This window comes from Kribbella sp. NPDC026596, from assembly GCF_040638415.1.
GTDB lineage: Bacteria > Actinomycetota > Actinomycetes > Propionibacteriales > Kribbellaceae > Kribbella.
The window spans coordinates 1-21,173 of the sequence record NZ_JBEZYF010000098.1; the positions used below are offsets into that span (position 1 = coordinate 1).

General features: G+C 69.0%; 21 protein-coding genes and 1 pseudogene. 11 read left to right on the plus strand and 11 right to left on the minus strand.

Features of this window, described 5'->3' with window-relative positions; all coding sequences use genetic code 11:
- Positions 1-330 precede the first annotated feature (330 nt).
- From AB0E63_RS42910 to pepN, 3 genes are all read right to left on the minus strand, one after another.
- Positions 331-744: a hypothetical protein gene (locus AB0E63_RS42910; protein WP_360379596.1), complete on the minus strand. Its 414-nt coding sequence runs from the start codon at positions 742-744 to the stop codon at positions 331-333.
- A gap of 430 nt (positions 745-1,174) precedes the next feature.
- Entirely contained in the window at positions 1,175-2,569 is a 1,395-nt protein-coding gene (gene sepH / locus AB0E63_RS42915; protein WP_360379598.1) for a septation protein SepH, read from the minus strand.
- A 189-nt stretch (positions 2,570-2,758) separates the two neighbouring features.
- Positions 2,759-5,215: an aminopeptidase N gene (gene pepN / locus AB0E63_RS42920; RefSeq protein WP_360379600.1), complete on the minus strand. Its 2,457-nt coding sequence runs from the start codon at positions 5,213-5,215 to the stop codon at positions 2,759-2,761.
- 34 nt (positions 5,216-5,249) lie between these two features.
- On the opposite strand from pepN, the gene AB0E63_RS42925 reads away from it, so the two are divergent.
- The 3 genes from AB0E63_RS42925 (at position 5,250) to AB0E63_RS42935 (ending at position 7,755) form a co-directional block, all read left to right on the plus strand.
- Positions 5,250-6,194: an aldo/keto reductase gene (locus AB0E63_RS42925; protein ID WP_360379603.1), complete on the plus strand. Its 945-nt coding sequence runs from the start codon at positions 5,250-5,252 to the stop codon at positions 6,192-6,194.
- A 34-nt stretch (positions 6,195-6,228) separates the two neighbouring features.
- The gene (locus tag AB0E63_RS42930; protein WP_360379606.1) at positions 6,229-6,990 is read left to right on the plus strand and encodes a peroxide stress protein YaaA; all 762 of its coding nucleotides are present in this window, start codon (positions 6,229-6,231) and stop codon (positions 6,988-6,990) included.
- 105 nt (positions 6,991-7,095) lie between these two features.
- A complete protein-coding gene (locus tag AB0E63_RS42935; RefSeq protein WP_360379609.1) occupies positions 7,096-7,755 on the plus strand; it encodes an HNH endonuclease family protein in 660 nt (219 codons plus the stop codon).
- 9 nt (positions 7,756-7,764) lie between these two features.
- Here the strand turns inward: AB0E63_RS42935 and AB0E63_RS42940 are convergent, their stop codons facing one another.
- Complete coding sequence (locus AB0E63_RS42940) at positions 7,765-8,712, minus strand: LuxR C-terminal-related transcriptional regulator (RefSeq protein ID WP_360379611.1); 948 nt, start codon at positions 8,710-8,712, stop codon at positions 7,765-7,767.
- Between the two features lie 292 nt (positions 8,713-9,004).
- Between AB0E63_RS42940 and AB0E63_RS42945 the strand changes: the two genes are divergently transcribed.
- Positions 9,005-10,414 carry an APC family permease gene (locus tag AB0E63_RS42945; protein WP_360379614.1) on the plus strand — a complete coding sequence of 470 codons (1,410 nt, stop codon included), beginning with the start codon at positions 9,005-9,007 and terminating at the stop codon, positions 10,412-10,414.
- A 120-nt stretch (positions 10,415-10,534) separates the two neighbouring features.
- Here the strand turns inward: AB0E63_RS42945 and AB0E63_RS42950 are convergent.
- Positions 10,535-10,807 (minus strand): annotated as a pseudogene (locus AB0E63_RS42950) (MFS transporter); the annotation flags it as partial.
- A gap of 196 nt (positions 10,808-11,003) precedes the next feature.
- Here AB0E63_RS42950 and AB0E63_RS42955 point away from each other — a divergent pair.
- Positions 11,004-11,618, plus strand: a complete 615-nt coding sequence (locus AB0E63_RS42955; protein ID WP_360379616.1) for a rhomboid family intramembrane serine protease — start codon at positions 11,004-11,006, stop codon at positions 11,616-11,618.
- On the opposite strand, the gene AB0E63_RS42960 is transcribed toward AB0E63_RS42955, so the two are convergent.
- Positions 11,611-12,531 carry a threonine/serine dehydratase gene (locus tag AB0E63_RS42960; protein WP_360379619.1) on the minus strand — a complete coding sequence of 307 codons (921 nt, stop codon included), beginning with the start codon at positions 12,529-12,531 and terminating at the stop codon, positions 11,611-11,613. The genes AB0E63_RS42955 and AB0E63_RS42960 overlap by 8 nt on opposite strands.
- A gap of 52 nt (positions 12,532-12,583) precedes the next feature.
- Between AB0E63_RS42960 and AB0E63_RS42965 the strand changes: the two genes are divergently transcribed.
- Positions 12,584-14,488 (plus strand): propionyl-CoA synthetase, encoded by a 1,905-nt coding sequence (locus tag AB0E63_RS42965; protein ID WP_360379622.1) that lies wholly within the window; start codon positions 12,584-12,586, stop codon positions 14,486-14,488.
- Here the strand turns inward: AB0E63_RS42965 and AB0E63_RS42970 are convergent.
- On the minus strand, positions 14,435-15,217 hold the full coding sequence (locus AB0E63_RS42970) for an alpha/beta fold hydrolase (protein ID WP_360379625.1): 783 nt from the start codon (positions 15,215-15,217) through the stop codon (positions 14,435-14,437). The two genes, AB0E63_RS42965 and AB0E63_RS42970, sit on opposite strands and share 54 nt — an antisense overlap.
- Before the next feature lie 42 nt (positions 15,218-15,259).
- On the opposite strand from AB0E63_RS42970, the gene AB0E63_RS42975 reads away from it, so the two are divergent.
- Complete coding sequence (locus AB0E63_RS42975; protein WP_360379628.1) at positions 15,260-15,913, plus strand: SDR family oxidoreductase; 654 nt, start codon at positions 15,260-15,262, stop codon at positions 15,911-15,913.
- A 30-nt stretch (positions 15,914-15,943) separates the two neighbouring features.
- Positions 15,944-16,408 carry an OsmC family protein gene (locus tag AB0E63_RS42980; RefSeq protein WP_360379630.1) on the plus strand — a complete coding sequence of 155 codons (465 nt, stop codon included), beginning with the start codon at positions 15,944-15,946 and terminating at the stop codon, positions 16,406-16,408.
- On the opposite strand, the gene AB0E63_RS42985 is transcribed toward AB0E63_RS42980, so the two are convergent.
- The gene (locus tag AB0E63_RS42985; protein WP_360379633.1) at positions 16,392-17,195 is read right to left on the minus strand and encodes an alpha/beta hydrolase; all 804 of its coding nucleotides are present in this window, start codon (positions 17,193-17,195) and stop codon (positions 16,392-16,394) included. The two genes, AB0E63_RS42980 and AB0E63_RS42985, sit on opposite strands and share 17 nt — an antisense overlap.
- Before the next feature lie 68 nt (positions 17,196-17,263).
- Between AB0E63_RS42985 and AB0E63_RS42990 the strand changes: the two genes are divergently transcribed.
- Positions 17,264-17,710, plus strand: a complete 447-nt coding sequence (locus tag AB0E63_RS42990) for a MarR family transcriptional regulator (protein ID WP_360379636.1) — start codon at positions 17,264-17,266, stop codon at positions 17,708-17,710.
- Here AB0E63_RS42990 and AB0E63_RS42995 read toward each other — a convergent pair.
- Genes AB0E63_RS42995 through AB0E63_RS43005 form a run of 3 tightly spaced genes read right to left on the minus strand, consistent with a single transcriptional unit; the run spans position 17,684 to position 19,803 of the window.
- On the minus strand, positions 17,684-18,490 hold the full coding sequence (locus AB0E63_RS42995; RefSeq protein WP_360379638.1) for a sugar nucleotide-binding protein: 807 nt from the start codon (positions 18,488-18,490) through the stop codon (positions 17,684-17,686). The two genes, AB0E63_RS42990 and AB0E63_RS42995, sit on opposite strands and share 27 nt — an antisense overlap.
- Positions 18,487-19,323: a hypothetical protein gene (locus AB0E63_RS43000; RefSeq protein WP_360379641.1), complete on the minus strand. Its 837-nt coding sequence runs from the start codon at positions 19,321-19,323 to the stop codon at positions 18,487-18,489. The genes AB0E63_RS42995 and AB0E63_RS43000 overlap by 4 nt, the downstream gene beginning before the upstream one ends.
- An 18-nt stretch (positions 19,324-19,341) precedes the next feature.
- A complete protein-coding gene (locus AB0E63_RS43005) occupies positions 19,342-19,803 on the minus strand; it encodes an Lrp/AsnC family transcriptional regulator (protein WP_360379643.1) in 462 nt (153 codons plus the stop codon).
- Positions 19,804-19,897: 94 nt separating this feature from the next.
- On the opposite strand from AB0E63_RS43005, the gene AB0E63_RS43010 reads away from it, so the two are divergent.
- Together AB0E63_RS43010 and AB0E63_RS43015 are read left to right on the plus strand one after the other, a co-directional pair.
- Entirely contained in the window at positions 19,898-20,746 is an 849-nt protein-coding gene (locus AB0E63_RS43010) for an LLM class flavin-dependent oxidoreductase (protein WP_360379645.1), read from the plus strand.
- On the plus strand, positions 20,743-21,168 hold the full coding sequence (locus AB0E63_RS43015) for a nucleoside deaminase (RefSeq protein WP_360379648.1): 426 nt from the start codon (positions 20,743-20,745) through the stop codon (positions 21,166-21,168). The genes AB0E63_RS43010 and AB0E63_RS43015 overlap by 4 nt, the downstream gene beginning before the upstream one ends.
- The last annotated feature ends 5 nt before the right edge of the window (positions 21,169-21,173 follow it).

A 21,173-nucleotide genomic window follows, 5' to 3' on the forward strand; every position in this document is an offset into this window, starting at 1 on the left:
GGGTTGCCCACTGAGAATCTGAGGGGGGCAACCCTCCAGCTCGGGGGTTATCCCCTGAAATGTTCGCGGGGTGGTCAGGTGTCGGGTGGGGCCTGGGCAGGCGAACGACGCATCCGCGGGCTGGGTGGCGAGTGCGGGTCTGTCGGGCGGGCGAGCGAAGCGCCCGTGAGGTGGTGCGGCGACGGGCGGGCCGGGCGTAGGACATTCGCGGGGTGGTCGCCGGATGGCCGCGGGTGGTGGGCGAGGGTGGGCGACTGGCGTGTTCGCGGGGGCCTGGGTGAGGGCGGCTAGGCGGTTGAGCTGTTCGTGGGGTCGTTGGGCCGGGTGGGGTCAGGCGACGCCTGCTAGTTGGCGGGTGGGGGTGGGGAGGGTTTCCAGGAGGGTGAAGAAGTGGGGGGCGGCGTCGGGGAGGGGGAGGAGGCCGGCTTCGTGGGTTTGCCAGCCGAAGAGGAGTTCGCCGTCGATGATGCGCTCTTCGGACGGTACGGCGTACCGGCTGAGGGTGACTCGGGTCGGGCCGGTCTGGGGGTGGTGGTCGCCGCAGCCGCACTCGGCGGGGATGGTGATCGTGGTGAGGGCGTCGGGGGAGTAGCTGCGCAGCCGGAGCGTGGCGCCCTGGGCGGTGAAGCGCACGATTGTTGCGTCAGGCAACTGAACTAGCAGCTCGACCGGTACGGCGTGTGAGCCGGGGAGCAGGCGGAGGCCGCGGGACGCGAGGAGGTCGGCGAAAGCCGGGAGATTCATGGGGAAGATCCTGTGAGTGCTGTGTCGGCGGGCGGGCCATGGAAAGGACAGGGCCTCGTGCGCCGGAGACGGCGCGCGTCAGCGACGACAGCAACAACACAGCATCTGCATGCGGAAGATCATGACAGAGCACACCCATCCTGCCAAACATCGTCCGCCATCTGGGACACCTGTCCATGATCCGTCAACCAACACCGGCCGAGTCGTGGATGGAGGTCGAGAAATCGCCCGGATCGCAACCAAGGTCCACGACTCGGTCGCGGTGATAGCAACCAGAGCACACGACTCGACGGCCGTGGCTGCGGGTTGTGATGGGTGGCCGGGCGAGGGAAGTCGAGGCTAGCGCGGGGGCCGGAACCCGTGGCCCGACAGGCTCGGGTGGCAGTTGGTGGTGTCCGGGTCGCCAACACCCGCGGGCGGACAGGGGTGGTTAGTCGGCTTTTTTGCCGAACATGATTTCGTCCCAGCTGGGGACGCTGGCTCGCTTGGAGTTTCGGCGGGCTGGCTTCTTCTTGGGCTCGGCTGGGGTTTCTTCGGTGGCCGCGGGCTCGGAGGTGACCTCGGCTGCGGGGGCCGCGGGCGTCTCTGGCTGGGTTGATGGCTGCTCAGGGGTCTCGCGCTCAGGTTGCTGGGACCGGGCGGACACGTCGCGCTCGGACTGCTGGCGAGTGTCGGAGCTGCGGGGCTCGGTGGCGCGGGACTCTGGGGCGTGGCGGGGTGGGGTTGGGGTTCGGTCGGGGGTGGGGCGGCGGTCGGTGACGGGGGGTTCGGCGGCGCGTTGTTCCTGTGGGGCGAATTCGGCCGGCGGTTGGGTGGGGCGCTCTACTGCGCGGACGGCGGGGCGTAGGGCCGGGGGCTGCTCGATCGGTACGTCGATCAGGGTTGGCTCGTCGTCCGGGTTGGGAACCGAATGGACTCGGCGCGGGCCGCTCTCGCGGGCAGCCGGAGGCTCGATGTCACGGCCGAAGCCTGGGCGGGCGGTGTCCTGGCCGGTCTCGGGGGAGACGTCACGACCGAAGGTGGGTCGGCCGGTGTCGCGGGACGTGTCGTGGCCGGAGCGGGAGGCTGGGTGGTTTCGGCGGGGGAGGCTGATGGTGTCTTCGAAGCCGGCTTCGTAGCTGTCGGCGCCGTGGTCGGGGGCGATGGTGGGGTCGATGTCGGCGACCGCGGTGAGGCGGCGTTCGCCGGGCTGGTGCGTGGGCTGGACGGATGGCGGCATGACCTGGGCCTGCTCGCCGACCAGCCAGCGGGCCTCGTCGTCGTCGGGGACTGCGTAGCGACCGGGAGCGTCGTACGCGAACATGGCGATCTTCTCGTCCTTCTGCTCCGCCTCGTCATCGGTCTCGACGAAGTAGGAGATGCGGACCGCCCAGCGACCGTCTTCGCGTCGCCACGCGTCCCACTCGGCCGAGGCGGGATCGACCTGGCGGGTCCGCAGCCGGTCGGTCACCCACGCGCCGAGGTTGCGGGTCGGGGCATCGCCACCACCACGACGACGAACGGAAGCGCGCTGCGCGAGGCTGGCGATGTGATCGCGCTCGGCGAGGACCGGGCCGGCGAACGCCATCACGCGTTCCATCGGCATCTGGGCGACGGCTGCGACCGCCTCGGGACTTTCGCCGGCGCGGATACGAGCCTGGATGTCTCGTGGGCGCAGGGCGCTCTCCATTTGAATCTCCAGCTGGCCGAGTCGGGCACGGTCGCCGCGGAGGGCCGCACGCAACCGGTCGTCGACCGGGATGGCGAACTCCTCACCCGTCTCTGCCAGCGCCAGGATGAGTTGCTTGCCATCCTGGCTCAGACCGACGAGCCTCGCCTCGCGCATTGCCTTTGTTCTCCTGTGCGGTTCTCGACAGTCTCTCCCGTGACGTGCTGCCTGACCAAGACCGGCGCGCCGTGCCGCCCGGTCATTGTGGAGGTTACGTCACGAAATCACATTTTGCCTGGTCATCAGGGTCCTCCTGATCACACCAGTCACAGTAGTCACAACACGGTGTGACCGCGACTCAGTTGGTCATCCGGCGTACGCCGAACGCACCGCAAGTGCGCGCTTCAGGTCGTCAACGCCGTCGCCGACCGACCGCCGGATTCCGGCCGCGACCGATTCGTCCACGACCAGGTCGGCGGCTCGGTCGACGACCCGCTGCTCGACGGCATAGCGAGGGAACGCGAGCTTCGCGCTGGATGCGACGACCCAGCCCGACCGCAGTTTCTCGGTGCCCGCGATCTCGGCGAAGTACCGGTCGACGTACGGCGCTGTGAGTTCGACCTGACTGGGATGCCAGAAGCCCTCGCACGCTGCGTACAGCTCGTAGTTCGCGAGCTCGGCGTCCGTCGTGATCTGCGTCCACGCCCGCTCCTTGGCCTCGGCGGTCGGCAGCGCGGCCCGGCACCGGGTCGCGTGCACGATGCCCTCGGACGAGGAGTCCCGCTCGAGCTCGGCATCGATGTCGGCGTCACCAATAGCGCCGAGCCGGGCGAGCTGCAACAGCATGGTCCAGCGCAGGTCCGCGTCCATCGCGAGACCCTCGGGTACGCCGTCACCCGCAAGCCAACCCTTGAGTACGTCGACGTCGTCGCTGAACCGCGCCAGACCGCGAGCCACCGCGAGCTGCACACTCGACCCGGCCGGGACAGTCTCGAGCCGGGAGGCCAGGGCATCGGCCAACTGTCCGCGGTACGGCTCGTAGGGCAGGTAGACACCGAGCAGGTGCGTGGTGGCCCAGCCGACCATCGTGGCGACCGCGATGTCGCTGGTCTCGGTCGGCAGCACTCCGAGCAGGACGTCGAACCCGAGCTTCGGATCGAGCTCGGTATCGGCGATCGCGTCCCGCAGGCTGTTCAGTACGACGGCCCGCGTCACGCCGTCCTCGATCTTCGGCAGCACCGACGGCAGGTTGGCCAGGCTGTCCGCGTCGAGCCGGATCTTGGCCCAGCTGTCGTCACCCGCGTCCGGGATCACCACGGCCACCGACGGGTCGAGTGGGACGTCCACCTCGCCCGCATCCAGCAGTACGTCGACCGTCGTACCGCGGCCGTCCACGTCGTAGCCGCCGACGGTCAGCTTGTGCGGGCGAGCAGCCGGGTAGGCGACCGGCGCGACGCGACGCAGCTTGATGCCAGTCTCGGTGCGGACTGCGCTGATCGTGTCGAGGCCGGGCGTACGCAGCCAGTTGGCGGCCCAGTCGTCCAGGCCGACCGCGCCGGCCTCGGTCCACTTGGCCAGCAGGTCGCCGAAGGTGGCGTTGCCGAACTCGTGCGCGGCGATGTGCGCGTTGACGCCGGCCAGGAACACGTCGTCACCGAGGTAGGCGGCGAGCTGCTTGAGGACTGCCGCACCCTTCGCGTACGAGATGCCGTCGAAGTCGTCCAGCGACGCGAGCGCGTCCTTCACCGCGTCGGCGGCGACCGGGTGGGTCGACGAGCGCTGGTCGGCCTGCATGCCCCACCACTTACGGATGTAGGCGAAGTCGATCCAGTTGTCGGTGTACTGCGTCGCGTCCGTCGACACCCGGTGGGCCATGTACTCGGCGAACGACTCGTTCAGCCAGAGGTCGTTCCACCACTTCATCGTCACGGTGTCGCCGAACCACTGGTGCGCCATCTCATGGACGATGGTCCGGGCCCGGGAGCTGCGCTCGCCGTCGGTCACAGCCGACCGGAATACCATCGAGTCGCGGAAGGTCACGCAGCCCGGGTTCTCCATCGCGCCGGCGTTGAACTCCGGTACGAACGCCTGGTGGTACTCGCCGAACGGGTACCGGTACCCGAACATCCGGTGGTACTCGTCGAAGGACTGCTTGGTGACCGTGAAGATGTCCTCCGCCTCCCGGTCCAGCGCGTCCTTGAGGGACTGCCGCGACACCACGCTGAGCGGGATGCCGTCGTGGGAATCGGTGAGCTGGTGGTACGGCCCGGCCACCACGGTCACGAAGTACGTCGACAGCGGCTGCGTCTCGGCCAGCTCCCACCGACCGGGCGAGACCTGCGTCGCGGCGCCGTTGCCGAGCACCAGCCACTCGGGCGGCGCGGTGATCTTCATCCGGTACGGCGCCTTGAGGTCGGGCTGATCGAAGCACGCGAAGATCCGGGGCGCGGCGTCGAGGAACGACATCGCGTAGGTGTAGACGAGACCGTCGGCCGCGTCGACCGCACGGTGCAGTCCCTCACCGTCGTTCGAGTACAGCATCGACGCGACCACGACCAGCTCGTTCTCCGGCTGCAGGCCGGTCAGCTCGAGCCGCCCGTCGTTCAGACCGGCCATGTCGACCGCTGTCCCGTTCAGCGTGACCGAGGTCAGCTCATCGGGTTTCACGTCCAGCCAGGTGGCCGGACCCGACGCGGCGAAGGTGATCCTCGTGGTGGATCCGAAGGTTCGTTCGCCCTGGGTGAGGTCGAGGTCGACGTCGTACGAGTGGACGGAGAGCGCGGCGGCCCGGGTACGGGCGCCGTCGACGGTGAGACTCGGCATGTCGGCAACTCTATGCGGTGTTTAGGGTGAGCACATGAGTGAGATGGAGTACCGGCAGCTGGGCGACTCGGGTCTGACCGTGAGCGTGGTCGGACTGGGCTGTAACAACTTCGGGCGGCGGCTGGATGCGGCCCGGACGGACGCGGTGGTGAACGCCGCGGTCGACGCGGGAATCACCCTGTTCGACACCGCGGACGTCTACCACGGCGAGCACGGATTCAGCGAGGAGCTCCTCGGCAAGGCCCTCAGCGGCCGCCGCGACGAGGTGGTGATCGCGACCAAGTTCGGCGGCGACATGCACGGGGCGAACGGGCCGGACTGGGGTGTCCGGGGCTCCCGCCGGTACATCCGCAAGGCGGTCGAAGCGAGCCTGCAGCGGCTCGGCACCGACTGGATCGACCTTTACCAGCTGCACGTCCCGGACCTGGTCACGCCGATCGAGGAGACCCTCGCGGCCCTGACCGAACTCGTTGCCGAGGGCAAGGTCCGGTACATCGGCAGCTCGCAGTTCGCGGCCTGGCAGGTGGTCGACGCCGACTGGACCGCCCGGTCCAACGGGCTGGAGCACTTCATCAGCGCCCAGAACCGGTACTCGCTGCTCGAGCGTGAGGTCGAGGACGAGCTGGCGCCCGCGTGCGAGCACCTCGGCCTGGGCATCCTGCCGTTCTTCCCGCTCTCCTCGGGACTGCTCACCGGCAAGTACAAGCGTGGCGCGGACGCCCCCGACGGCAGCCGGCTGTCGACGCAGCCGGACCGGCTGGCCCGCGCCGACTTCGACAAGATCGAGGCCCTCGAGACGTTCGCGTCCGAGCGGGACCTGACCCTGATCGACGTCGCGATCGGCGGCCTGGCCGCGCAACCCGCGGTCGCCTCGGTGATCGCCGGGGCCACCACACCCGAGCAGATCGCACAGAACGTCGCGGCCGGCACCTGGGACCCGACCGCAGCAGATTTGGCAGCCCTGGACGAGCTCACGTGACTGTACTGAATGCCGCGCCTCCGGCGCGGGCGTCATGACACTGATTCTTCTGCCGCCGTCCGAAAGCAAGACCGGACGGTCGCGCGGGCGCGCCGTCGACCATTCGACGCTGTCGTTTCCGGAGCTCAATCCCGTCCGCGAGCAGGTCCTCGAGACACTGGCGAAGGTCTCGTCGACGTCCGACGCGTACGACGTCCTGGGCGTCGGTGCCTCCCTCCAAGGTGAGGTCGACCGGAACACCCGCTGGCGCACCGAGCCGGCCGTGCCGGTGTCGGAGCTGTACTCGGGCGTGCTGTACGACGCTCTCGGCTACGCGACCTTGTCAGCGGGGAGCAAGCGCCGCGCGGGAAACCGCCTGCTCGTGGTGTCGGCGGCGTGGGGTGCGTTGCGGATGGCCGACCGCGTCCCGCCGTACCGGCTGTCCATGGGTACGACGCTGCCCGGGCTCGGCCCGCTCGCATCGGTCTGGCGTGACCCGCTGGCCGCCGCACTCGCGGACGCGGACGGAGTCATCGTCGACTGCCGGTCGTCGACGTACGTCGCCGCCTGGCGACCGACCGGAGACCAAGCGGCCAAGTGGGTGTCGGTGAACGTCGTCCGCGAACGCGACGGTGTCCGCTCGGTGGTGTCGCACAACGCGAAGCACACCCGCGGCCTGGTCGCCCGGCACCTGCTCGAGTCCGGCAAGGATCCCGGTACGGCGAAGGCGCTGCACAAGCTGGCGGGTGAGCGCTGGAACGCCGAGCTCGATCGCGCGGCGAACGGCTGGACGCTGACTGTCGTCGAACACGACTGACGTTCACGCGACTGTAACTGGTGAGTGGTTTCCTGCAGCGCGTGAGCGGGGAAGGCTGGGGGCAGCAAGTCAGGGGGGATCCGCCCTACCCTCGGAGGCTGACTCATGCGACTGCCCAATACCTTCCCCGCCTCACCGCCCCGGTCGATCACTGCTGCCATCACAACCCTCGCCGCGACGGCGGCCTTGACCCTCAGTGCCGGCCCAGCCCTGGCCTACCCGCCGACGCCACCGTCGGCCAGTACGGCGGCCACCGAGCTCGCGAGTCTGACCGTCAAAGCGGAAGGCTCGACGAGCGGCTACAGCCGGGACCTGTTCCCGCACTGGATCAACCAGTCCGGCACCTGCGACACCCGCGAACAGGTACTGAAACGCGACGGCACCGGCGTCACCGTCAACAGCAGCTGTCAGCCGACGGCCGGTCGCTGGTACAGCGTGTACGACGCCACCTGGATCGAGCAGTCCTCCGGAGTCGACATCGACCACATCGTGCCGTTGGCCGAGGCGTGGAAGTCCGGTGCGAACGCCTGGACCACTGCGCGCCGCCAGGAGTTCGCGAACAATCTGACCATCGCCCAGCTGATCGCGGTGTCGGCGTCGAGCAATCGCTCGAAGGGTGATTCGGACCCTGCGTCCTGGAAGCCGACGAACACATCTGTGCACTGCATCTATGCGCGCGAGTGGATCTGGGTGAAGTACACGTACGGCCTGTCGCTGCAATCGGCGGAGAAGACCGCGCTCCAGCAGATGCTCGGCACCTGCTGAAACAGGAGCTCAGTCCTCGAGGAGCTGGCGGCGCTGGGCGTGGATGCCGGCCTGGAACCGCGTCCGCGCCCCCAGCGACTCCATCAGCTCGGCGACCCGGCGTCCGACCGTGCGACTGCTCAACGCAAGCTGTCGCGCGATCGCGTCGTCCTTGAACCCCGCGGCGAGCAGCGTCATCAGCCGGGCGTCGGTCGGATCAGCCTTGACCGACGGCACGACCGGCACCGCCTGGTCCCACAGCAGCGTGAACATCTCGATGAGCGCGTCCAGCAGCGCACAGGGATGGACGACGAGCGCACTGTCGACCAGCTGGTCCACCGACAGCGGGAGCAACGCGATCCGGCGGTCGAACACGGCCAGCTTCATCGGCAGCTGCGGATGCACCCGCGACGTCTCGCCGGCATCCGCCGCGCTGTACGCCTCGTCCACACCGCCCGGAACGCCGAGGGAGTCCGGCGAGTAGATGCCCTGGACAACCACCCCGTCGTTGAGCAGCCCGCGGACCCGAGGGTCGGACTCGCCGGGCCTCGAGGCGTACGGCGGCCGGTCCAGCACCATCAAGTGCTCACGAGTCGCGGTCAGCAACTGCGCGAACCGGGCCGCGATCGCGTCCTGACCGACGATTACCTCGACCAGGTTCTCGGGCCGGTGCTGCTCCTGGGCGCGCAGTTCCGTCTCTAGCACCCGGGCCTCCGCACGGACCCGGTCGAGCTCGGCCCGTCGTACGGCGACCAGTGCGTCGACGGCCACGTCCGGACGGGTCGGCAACAGCCGGACCGGGTGGTCGGACGTGGTGGTGAGCAGACCGAGCTCCTCCAGCCGGCCGACCGACGCGACGACCTCCCGCTCGTCACGATCGAGCAGCTTGGCGAGCTCGGGGAGAGCGCATCCGGGCGCGGTCAGCAGGGCTCGGTACGCCTCTTCATCGGGTCGCTCCACCCCGACCGACTCCAGCATCCAACCCTCCCGCAGCCCGGATCCTGGACAGGCTATCTCGTCTCCTGGATGCAGCTGGAATCCTTTTCCCAACTGTGGCGACTTCGCGCCATGTCCGGGATATGTCAGGCCGTTGTCAGGTGCGAATGCCCCCGGAGTGGGGTAAGCCTGTCTCTGCCGGGCGCGCGCGGACCGGACAGGGGACGCCCGGTCAAGCCTCAACGCGCGCGCCCGCCCCTCCTGAACAGGAGCGTCTGTCTCTCTGAGATGGCAGCATGTCAGGTACGTGACGCGCTGATTCCAGGGAGGCACGATGAGTGAGAGTACCGCGACACCGGAGACCGGTGAGCGTCCTGAACTCAAACGGGTCATGGGCCCGGGTCTGCTGCTGCTCTTCGTGGTCGGCGACATTCTGGGCACCGGCGTCTACGCACTGACCGGCAAGGTGGCCGGTGAGGTCGGCGGCGCGGTCTGGCTGCCGTTCCTGTGCGCGTTCGTGGTGGCGCTGCTCACCGCGACCAGTTATCTCGAGCTCGTCACGAAGTACCCGAAGGCCGGCGGTGCCGCGGTCTACACGCACAAGGCGTTCGGGATCCACTTCCTGACCTTCCTGCTCACCTTCGCGGTGATGTGCTCCGGTCTGACCTCGGCCTCGAGCGCGTCGAAGGCGTTCGCGGCGAACTTCTTCACCGCCGCCGACATCGACCCCGAGCGCGGGTCGCTGCTGATGATCACCGCCCTCGGCTTCATGACCCTGATCGCGCTGGTCAACCTGCGCGGCGTCGGCGAGAGCGTGAAGGCGAACGTCGTCCTCACCTGTGTCGAGCTGAGCGGTCTGCTGATCGTGATCGGCATCGGCGCCTGGGCGCTGCTCGGTGGCGACGGCGACACCTCGCGGCTGACCGACTTCAACGTCCCGACCGGTGAGTCGCCGTTCGGTTCGATCACCGCGGCGACCGCGCTGGCGTTCTTCGCGATGGTCGGCTTCGAGGACTCGGTGAACATGGCCGAGGAGACCAAGGACCCGGTCAAGATCTTCCCGAAGATCATGCTGATCGGCCTGTGCGCCACCGGTGTCATCTACGTACTGGTCGCGATCTCCGCGGTCGCGCTGGTCTCGCCGGACGAGCTCAACAAGGGCGCGACGCCGCTGCTGAAGGTCGTCCAGGCTGGTGCGCCGGGCTTCCCGCTCGAAGTGTTCGCCTGGATCACGATGTTCGCGGTCGCCAACTCGGCGCTGATCAACATGCTGATGGCCAGCCGCCTGCTCTACGGCATGTCGCACGAGCGGGTGCTGCCCGGTCCGCTCGGGCGGGTGCTGCGCACGCGGCGGACGCCGTACATCGCGATCCTGTTCACCACGCTGCTCGCGTTCTTCCTGATCGGGTACGCCGATCTGGCGGCGCTCGGTGGGACGACGGCGTTCCTGCTGTTGTGTGTGTTCGCGATCGTGAACGTCGCGGTGCTGGTGCTGCGCCGGGACCGGGTGGAGCACAAGCACTTCAACGCGCCGACCGCGCTGCCGGTGATCGGTGCCGTGCTGTGCGTCTACCTGGCCAGCCCGCTGTCCGGACGCGACTCGGCCGACTACAAGATCGCCGGCTGGCTGATGGTTGTCGGTGTCGTGCTGTGGGCGATCACCTGGCTGCTGAACAAGTACGTCTTCAAGCGGCACGCCGACTTCGACCCGAGCCACCTCGACCCGAGTGGTCCGGTGAACTGACCGGCACGAACGCCGCGACGAGGACCGTCGCGAGGGCCGCGAGCCCGGTGGCGACCGCGATCCAGCCCGACGGCCTCCGGTGACGATGCTCATCGCGCGAGCGCGACTGTCGGCCGGCACCAGCCCCACGACCGTGACCGCCGCGACCGACCAGAAGCCGGCGTACACGAAGGCGCCGACGACCCGGGTGACAAGGAGGAGGGAGTAGTTCGGCGTGAGCGCACCCGCGATGTGGGTCAGCGCGAAGATGCCGAGGAAGAGCAGCAACGACGTACGCCGGGACCAGTTGAGCGTCACCACGGCCAGCACCGGCGCACCGACGAGCATGCCGACGGCGAACGCGGAGATCAGCAGGCCCGCCGCGGGAATCGAGACCCCGAGATCGGTTGACAGCTAAGGCAGCAGACCGGCCAGCATCAGCTCGGACGTCCCCTGCGCGAAGATGCTCAAGCCCAGCACATAGACAGCGATCGGCATCGCGTTCCCCCAGCTCACCTCGACAGCCACGCGGAGTATCCCAGAGATCACTGTGTGCTGTCGCCGCGCCAGTCACAGGCTGAGATTTGAGCGGATACGGCATCGTTGGGGTATGAGCTCGCAGATACCCGCGAAGCGCACCGGGCGGACGGTCGACACCGCTCGGATCGGGGGTGGGATCAAGCTGCTGGTCGCGCTGGTCGGCTTGATGTGGCTCAGTGAGGTCATCGACACCGCGCTGAACGGGCGCCTCGATCAGTACGGGATCATCGCCCGCGATCCCCAGGGGCTGATCGGCGTGATCACCGCGCCGTTCCTGCACCTCGGCTTCGGTCACCTGATCTCGAACACGCTGCCGTTGGTCACCCTCGGCGCACTGATCGCGGTCAGCGGCGCGACCCGGTTGTTCGCGGTGACCGCGATCGTCACGGTGGTCGGCGGGTTCGGGACCTGGCTGATCTCGCCGCCGAACACGATCACGATCGGTGCCAGCGGCCTGGTCTTCGGGTACGCCGCCTACCTGATCGCGCGCGGCCTGTTCAACCGCCGGCTCGGCCAGGTCCTGGTCGGCATCGTGGTGATCATGGTCTGGGGGAGCGCGCTGTTCGGCGGTCTGCTACCGCAAGACGGGATCTCCTGGCAGGGCCACCTGTTCGGCGGGATCGCCGGCATCCTGGCTGCCTGGATCCTCACCGACGACAAGCCGAAACGCGGCTCGATCAGGTAAGCGTCGTGGGGTCCGTGTTCGCTCCGCACACGACCACGACCACCCGCTCCCCGGCGGCCGGCCGGTAGACGCCGGCGGTCAGCGCGGCGTACGCGACGGCCGCGCCATGCTCGACGGCCAGGTGATATTCGCGCCACAGCTCATTGCGAGCAGCAACGATCGCTTCCTCGTCAACCAGCAGTGACCGTACGTCGTGCGCCAGAGCCGCCGCGAACGCCAGGTCCCCCAGTCGTCGCGCACCGAGTGAATCGGCCGCGACCCCGCCGACCGGACCGTCAACCGGCTCGCCGGCCTCCAGAGCGCGGTGGAACGTCTGTGCCAGCGCCGGCTCGACACCGATGACCTGGGCGTTGTCACCGATCGCCGTCGCGATACCCGCGATCAGCCCGCCGCCACCCACCGCGACCAGGACCGTGTCGAACATCCCGGCCTGTTCCAGCAGCTCCAGTCCGAGGGTGCCCTGGCCGGCGACGACCTCAGGCTGGTCGTAGGCGTGCAGCAGCAGCGCGCCCGACGCGTCCCGCGCCTCGACGGCTGCCTGGTAGGCCTCGGCGTACTCGTTGCCGACCTGGACCACCTCGGCCTCGAGCGTGCGCAGCTTGGCGACCTTCGGGGCGGGTGCGTTCACCGGTACGAAGATCCGCGCGGGTACGCCGAGCTCGCGGGCCGCATAGGCCGCCGCGAGTCCCGCGTTGCCGCCGGACGCCGCGACCACGCCCTGCCCGGTGAGTTCACCGCGTTCCTTGGCGGTGAGCAGCCGGTTGAACGCGCCGCGTGGCTTGAAGGATCCGGTGTGCTGCAGCAGTTCCAGCTTGAACGTGAGCCCGGGGGCCACCTGAATCACCGGAGTACGCCGTACCCGGCCGGCGATCCGCTCCGCCGCTGCCCGCACCTCGTCGAGACTTACCGTCATGCCTCAACCCTGCCACGATGGGAGGCAGCCGACTGACCTGGAGGCCTGGGACATGGGTGCGTACGACGAGAGCTACCGGCGGAGTCTCGCGGATGTGGAAGGGTTCTGGCTCGAGGCCGCGGAGGCGGTCTCCTGGATCCGGCCACCGAAGCGGGCCCTCGACGACTCGGGCGCACCGCTCTACCGCTGGTTCCCGGATGCCTCGCTGAACACGTCGTACAACGCTCTCGACCGGCACATCGAGGCGGGCCACGGGGATCGGACCGCGCTGATCTACGACTCGCCCGTCACCGGCACGGGTCGCAGCTACACGTACTCGGAGCTCCGAGACGAGGTCGCCCGGTTCGCCGGCGGGCTTGCGTCGCTCGGGGTCGGCAAGGGCGACCGCATCATCGTCTACATGCCGATGGTCCCCGAAGCCGTGGTCGCGATGCTGGCGTGCGCGCGGCTCGGCGCGATCCACTCGGTCGTGTTCGGCGGGTTCGCGGCGAAGGAGCTCGCCGCCCGGATCGACGACGCGACCCCGCGCGTGATCGTGGCGGCCTCCTGCGGCATCGAGCCCGCTCGCGTGGTCGAGTACAAGCCGATCCTCGACGCCGCCCTCGAGATCTCGCAGCACCAGCCCGATCACACGATCGTCCTGCAGCGCGAGGCCGCCGTCGCCAAGCTCGGCGACACCGATCTCGACTGGACCGCGGTCACCGCCGGAGCGGAACTGGTTGGTCCGGTGGAGGTCGCGGCGACCGATCCGCTCTACATCCTCTACACCTCGGGTACGACGGGGAAGCCGAAGGGCGTGGTCCGCGACAACGGCGGCCACGCGGTCGCGCTGTCCTGGTCGATGCGAGGGGTCTACGACATCGGCCCGGGCGACGTGTGGTGGACCGCCTCCGATGTCGGCTGGGTCGTCGGACACTCCTACATCGTCTACGGGCCGCTCCTGGTCGGCGCGACCACTGTGCTTTATGAGGGCAAGCCTGTAGGTACGCCGGATGCGGGGGCGTTCTGGCGGGTGATCTCGGAACACGGCGTGAAGGCGCTGTTCACCGCGCCGACCGCGATCCGCGCGATCAAGAAGCTCGACCCGTCCGCCGCCGAGATGGCGAAGTACCCGCTCGACTCGTTCCGCACGCTGTTCCTCGCGGGGGAGCGCCTCGATCCCGAGACATATCACTGGTCCCATGAACATCTCGGCGTACCGGTCGTGGACCACTGGTGGCAGACGGAGACCGGCTGGTCGATCGCCGCCAACCCGCGCGGGCTCGAACCGCTGCCGACCAAGCCTGGATCGGCGACGGTCCCGATGCCGGGCTGGAACGTGCAGATCCTCGACTCCCAGGGGAAGCAGCTCCGGCCGCACGAGGAGGGCGCGATCGCGGTCAAGCTGCCGCTTCCGCCGGGTGCGTTGCCGACGCTCTGGGGTGACGATCAGCGCTACATCGACAACTACCTCAGCCAGTACGACGGCTACTACCTGACCGGTGACTCCGGCTACCGCGACGACGAGGGCTACCTGTTCGTGATGGGCCGCACCGACGACGTGATCAACGTGGCCGGCCACCGGTTGTCCACCGGCAGCATGGAAGCGGTACTCGCGGCGCACCCGGCGGTGGCGGAGTGCGCGGTCATCGGCGTCCGCGACGCGTTGAAGGGACAGTTGCCGCGCGGTCTCGTCGTACTCAAGGCCGGCGTCGACATCCCCGAGGAGGTGCTGCGGGAGGAGTTGGTGGCCGCGGTACGGCGGGACATCGGGCCGCTGGCGGCGTTCCGGGACGTGTCCGTGGTGGACGGGCTGCCAAAGACCCGCTCGGGCAAGATCCTGCGCAAGACGATGCGCGGGATCGCCGACGGCCGCGACGAACCGGTCCCGTCGACCATCGAGGACCCCGCCGTACTGGATGCCCTACGCCCGGTCCTGCGCAGCCAGGAAGTCGAGGACCAGCGGCCCGGCGACTGACCGGAACTCGTGGAAGTACGCGTGCCGGGCTGTGTCGATGAGCTCGGCTCGCGCGTGCGGAATGCGGTCGGCGAGGAGCTGCGCGTTGGCGACCGGGCTGAAGATGTCGTCGGTCCCGTGCAGGATGAGCGTCGGTGCGATGATGCTGGGCAGACCCTCCCACGCGTCGTGCTTGTTGCTCGCGACCAAGTGCCGTGCCTTCGCGTACGACGGCATGCTCTTGTCGCCGAGGACCGGGTACGGGCCGGGGTTCGCGGCCAGCCAGGCCGGGGTGTACATCAGGTCGAGCAGGACGGCGCCGGTGCGGGCCGGGTCGGCGAGAGCACGCCGGATCTCCTTGCTGCGTTCGTACCCGTGCGCCGCGCCAGGTGACGTACAGCCGAGAACGAGCGCCCTGACGCGGCTGGGAGCGTTGATCGCGACCCACTGCGCGACACGGCCGCCCATCGAGGTGCCATACACGTGAGCCCGGTCCAGCCCCAGGTGATCGAGCACCGCGACGACGTCGTCGGCGAAACCGGGCGTGCTGTAGACCTCGTCCGGCTTGTCACTGTCCCCGGTCCCGCGCCAGTCCAGCGTGATCGTCCGGTACGCCGCCTCGAAGTCGGCGCGGATCGGGTCCCACCAGTGGTGATTGTTGGACTGCCCGGCCAGCAGAACCAGCGGTTGCCCCTCGCCACGAACCTGATAGGCGATCCGGGTCCCGTCGGCAGCCGTAGCGTGTGGCACGGGAGCAGTCTGCCTGATTCCTTCGAGGGTTAGGCTCGGGGTATGCGAGTCGTGATTGCGGGTGGACACGGACAAATCGCTGTGCGGTTGACCAAACTGCTGAGTGGTGACGGTCACGAAGTGGTCGGGCTCGTTCGGAACCCTGATCACGAGGCTGATCTGGCCGCGGCCGGCGGGCGGGCCGCCGTACTGGATCTCGAGCAGGCCGATGTCGCGGCGGTGGCCGGCGTACTTTCCGGTGCGGATGTCGCGATCTTCGCCGCCGGCGCGGGACCGGGCAGCGGGAAGGCACGCAAGGACACGGTCGATCGGGCCGCCGCCGCGCTGTTCGCCGATGCGGCCGAGCAGGCCGGCGTACGGCGTCATCTCCAGGTCGGATCGATGGGCGCGGACCGGGCCGACTCGCTGGACGACGACGACATCTTCACCGTCTACCTGAAGGCGAAGTGGGCCGCCGAGGAGGACCTGCGGTCCAGGGACGGCCTCGACTGGACGATCCTGCGGCCGGGCGGGCTGACCAACGACCCCGGCACCGGCGAGGTGCTGCTGGCGGACAAGACCGGCAACGGCCGGATCAGCCGCGACGACGTGGCGCTGGTGCTGGCCGGCCTCTGCGACACCCCGGCCGCGATCGGCCGGACCCTGGAACTCGTGGCCGGGGACACCCCGGTCAGCGAGGCTCTGAAGAATCTCTGACGTTGCCACTGGCAACAGAATGTGACGGCTATGGCTGACTCTCCATTCCCTTCGGACAGCTCATCGCGTCCGGGCAGGCAGGTGCACTTCGAGCGCATCGCCAACAGCAGCTACCGGGTCCACAACGCGCGCGGTGGCAGCATCACCGTCGGCTCGGGTGGCGCCGACACCGACTTCACCCCGGTCGAACTGCTGCTGGCCGCGATCGGGACCTGCTCGGCGATCGACGTCGACATCGTCGTCAGCCGCCGGTCCGAGCCGACCGAGTTCAGCGCGGTGGTCCGCGGTGACAAGGTCCGGGACGCCGAGGAGGGCAATCGGATGGAGAACCTCGCGGTCGAGTTCACCATCCGCTTCCCCGAGGGCGAGGACGGCGACAAGGCCCGGGAGGCGCTGCCGCGGTCGGTGAAGATGTCCCACGACCGGCTCTGCACGGTCAGCCGGACGGTCGAGCTCGGCACTCCGGTCACCACGACGGTCAACGACGCGGACTGAGGAGCTCTCGCAGCCGGACGGCGTACGCCCGCGGGTGGCTGAGGTTGCCGTTGTGACCACCGGGGAACACGGCGAGCTCCTGCTCGAGGAGCGCGGCCAGCGCCTCGGCGCACTGGTAGTCGTACACGGTCCGCGGGGTGGTCGTGCCCGCGGCGGGAATGATGTGGGTGCTGACATTTGCCAGGTCGAGGTGATCTTCGATCGCTGCGATGAAGTCGTGGCGGATGAAGTAGTCGAAGTTGGCGATCCGCCGGGCATCCATCGGGAACTCGGTCCGGTCCGGCTCGGCCCCAGCGGTCGCCGGGTCGATTCCGAGCGTACGGACGATCTCCGGGATCGCGGCCTGGAGTCCGTCGGCGAGATAGCGGTCGCGGATGATCCCGAGTTCTTCGCGGTGCTGCTTGGCCGCGGGGTCCGGTAACAGCCACGGGGCGATCGGCTCGTGGGCGACGAGCGTACTGAGCTGATCGGGGTGGCGGACCGCGACGTGCATCCCGATCACGGCGCCGAGGCTGCAGCCGAGCATCAGGGCCGGCTCGTCGGTGACGTTGGCGAGCAGCCGGTGGACGTCGTCCGCGTGGTCGGTGATGGCGGCTGGATCTTGCAGCCGGCTGCGGGACAGGCCGCGGCGGTCGTAGGTGAGCACGGTGTAGTCATCGGTGAGGTGGCTGACCAGGTCCGTACTGCGATCGGCATCGCCTTCACCGCTCTGCGAGATCAGCAGCAGTGGGCCGTCGCCGGCGAGTTGGTAGTGCAGGACCGCTCCGGGAACGTCGAGTGTTGGCATGACGTGGAGAGTACATCTAATTCGATGCATCGTTCAAGATGTATCTAGGTTGATGTAGATTGGCGTCCGTGAATGGAGTCGACCTGTTCCTGCTCGGCCGCGCGCTGATGAAGATCGGCGAGGACGCACTCCCGGAACCGCCTGGGGGATCGGGGAAGTACGCCGGCAGCGCCCGGATGGTCCTGGTCGTCGCCAGCGATATCGCCGAGCACCCGGAGAGCGCGGTGGGGGAGATCGCCACCCGTACCGGCCTCCCGCAGAGCCAGGTCTCCACCGCCATCGCCCGGCTGAAAGAAGCCGGCACGGTCTTCACGACGCCCGATCCCGCCGACCGGCGCAGAGCTCTCGTCAGCCAGGCGCCCGGTACCTCGGACCGCTTGGCGCAGGTTCGTGCGACGGGCATCGAGGACGCGCTCGCCACCGCCTTGGGCACCGACGACCCGGCGCGAGTGGCCGAGGTGGCCCAGGCCCTCGAACGACTGGCCCGCTCACTCCTGCCCGACCGCGGCCTGTAAGACGCCGCGCGCAAGGTATTCGCTGGGTGCCCGCAGGCTGGTCTTGAGGATCTTCTCGGCGCGGCGGCTGTCGAGGCGGACGTCCGACGGGCTTCCGGGGACGAACGCGAGGGAGTCCGGGTCGAGGCCGTCGCGTTCGGCGACCAATCGGCCGAGCTCGAGGCGGTTGAGGGCTCGCGGCCCGGCCACATGGACCACCCCGCTGACGTCGGACACGAGAAGCTCGAGCAGCGCGGCGGCCAGGTCGGTCACGTGGACCGGACAGCGGATGTTGCCGGTGAAGAGCGCTCCGGGTTCACCGGCGGCCAACTCGTGGACCAAGCGCTCGGTGGACGACCGGCCGTCGTGTCCGACGATGATCGACGTACGCACGATGACGGCCGACGGATCGATCGCCCGGATGGCAGTCTCGGCAGCCGCCTTGGCCGCGCCGTACGGCGTCACCGGGCAGGGCGGCTCATCCTCGTCGTACGGCGTCTCGCGCCCACCGAACACCGCGTCACTCGAGACGAACACCAACCGGGCACCCTGCGCGGCGACCGCGACATTGGCGGCTCCCTCGGCCGTCGTCGCCCAGTCCCACTGGTTGAACGCGGTGTGGATGATGCCGTCCGGACGGACCCTGCGGATCACGTCGCGCACGTCGTCCGGTCGCAGGATGTCCAGCTGAATGCCGCCCGGCACTGGCTGGGAGTGGTACGTCGGTATCACTTCGTGCTCGGCCAAGTGCAGCAGCTCGCTCCCCAGCAGCCCAGCGGCCCCAGTGACGAGCACCCTCACGCATTCACCTTACGTCGTTCCAGCCGCCACCCGGCAGTCCGCGTGCTGCGCTTGACCTCGCCGACCGTGCGCACCTTCCGCGGCGTCATCCACGACTGCGACGGTTTGTGCAGCATCCATCCGTCGCCGATCGTGATCGCAGCATGCTGAACCAGCTGCCCACCGTCGCGCCAGACAAACACCGTGCCCGGTACGTCGTCGCGCCCACCCGTCTCGGTGTTCTCCGCCAGCCACTGCTCGAACGGCTCCCGCTGCATCCACACTGCGTCGGCGCCCTCGACCCCACACGCCGCCATCACCGTCCCGAAGCAGTTCGGCCCACTGCCGTCCGGATACGTCCCGGCCAGCCCACGAACCCGCGGGAACTCGGCCGGCCAGCTGCGAACCTCAGCGTGCCGACTCGGGCCGAGGTCTTCGCTGACGATCGCCGGCAGCACGAGACCGGGCTTTGTCAGCAGCGACTTCCACCAGACGAACCGATGCCCGTCTGCCTGCCCCCGAACGTCCAGGAGGCCCGACCATCGGCGGACCGTCGGGACGGCGGCGCGGTCGTGGCGCACCTGGGCGCGGACCAGCGCCGCTCGGGTCGCCTTCGGCAGCTCCGAGTACGCCGCCTCGCTCAGCCAACTGACCCGCACAGCCTCCCCGGCAACGCCGTACGTGCGATAGGTGTCGCGCTGCTCCGCCGTCGGCTCCCGATCGTCGTCGACCGGCAGGCCCCACTCGGCGGCCTGCTTCTTCGTCAGGAAGAACGGTTGCTCATCGGGTGCCAGCCAATCGACCCATCGCTCGAGCAAGTCGGGGGAGACGTCGATGCCCAGGACGGTCAGCACCCGGTAACGCTCCCAGACTCAGCGGTGTTCGGTCACCGGCTTTTCCGGTCCGCGATACGGCTGCGTCTGGGAGTAGACGAGGTTCGTGGTCGTGCTGCCGAACTCGGTCAGCTCGTTGACGAGCTCCTCGAGGTGCGGCATCGACGCCGCGGCGACCTTCAGCGTGTAGCAGTCGTCGCCCGTGGTTCGGAGGCACTCGAGGATCTCCCGCCGGTCCGCGAGCAGCCGGTGCAGCGGGCCGTGCTTGTTGCCCGGGTACTTCAGCCGTACGACGGCCAGCACCGGGTAGCCCACCTTCGTCAGGTCGACGTCCGCGCGATAACCGGTGATCACGCCGGCCGACTCCAGTCGCCGTACCCGCTCGGTCGTCGCGGAGGCGCTCAGGTTCACCTGGCGGCCGAGCCCGGTCAGCGACATCCGGGCGTCGTTCTGGAGCGCGGACAGGATGGCCCAGTCAGTCGGATCGAGACTCTCGGTCATAGCGCCAATCTACCGGCGATTCCACGGTCCAGGTCGCCGTACGCCGGGAGGAATGTCTTCAGAACCGACGGTCTGCCTGGATAGCCTGAATGCCGTGGAACTTGGAGTGAACGTCCCGAATTTCGGCCCCGGCACGAGTCCGGCGCGACTGCGCGAGTGGGCGCGGGTGGTCGAGGGCTTGGGCTACGACCTGTTGATGGTGTCGGACCATGTCGCGATCACGGACGATGTCGCGAGCCAGTACCCGGCGCCGTTCTTCGAACCGTTCACCACCTTGAGTTGGCTGGCCGGAGTCACCGATCGGATCCGGCTCGGGACCACTGTGCTGATCGCGCCGTACCGTCACCCGTTGCTGGTGGCGAGGATGGCGGCGAACCTCGACCAACTCAGTGGCGGCCGGCTCGTCCTCGGTGTCGGGGTCGGTTGGGCCCGTCAGGAGTTCGAAGCGCTCGGCGCTGATTTCCACCAGCGTGGCAGCCAGACGGATCACGTGCTGGCCGAGTTGCGGCGCGCTTGGGCGGATGACAAGGACTACGGCGGCGGAGATATTCCGATCTGGGTCGGCGGCCGCAGTACGGCGGGGATGCGCCGGGCCGTGCGGTTCGGGGACGCTTGGCACCCGCTCCGAGAGCGCGTCGATTGGTTGCGCACGGCAATGGATCAACTGCGCGCGATCGCCGCCGCGGAGGACCGGCCGGCGCCCGGCTTCGCCCCCCGGATCCTGCTGCGGCTGACCCCCGACCCGCTGCCCGACGACTCGCGGGTCGCGGGTGAAGGTTCGCTCGAGCAGGTCCTGGCGGACCTCGACGTACTGCGTGAGCTCGGCGCGCAGAGCGTCGTACTGGATCCCTTCATCGGCGATCCAACCGAGACCGAACGGCCCGAGGTGGCCTGGCAGGCGCTGGCGACGATCGCCGCGCACCGACGACAGGAGACGATGTGACCCCCGAAGCAGAAGGATTCCTCCGGCGCGCGATCGAGCTGGCCGCGGCCGCGCGCGAGGCCGGCAACCCGCCGTTCGGCTCGTTGCTGGTCGGACCGGACGGGACCGTCCTGGCCGAGGAGCAGAACACCACCATCACCGATCGCGACATCAGCTTCCACCCCGAGCTCAAGCTCGCGGTCTGGGCAGCGCGAGAGCTGTCGCCGGAGCAGGCCGCGGGCACGACGATGTACACCAGTTGCCAGCCGTGCGGGATGTGCTCGGGTGCTCTCGCACGCTCAGGGCTCGGTCAGGTCGTGTTCGCGCTGTCCGGGGAGCAGCTCGACGGACTCAAGTCCACCGGCGGGTTCCCCGACGTACCGCTGGAAGGACCTGCGCTGTACGACGAGGCCCGCGTGCCGGTCGACGGGTACTACGCGTAGACCGG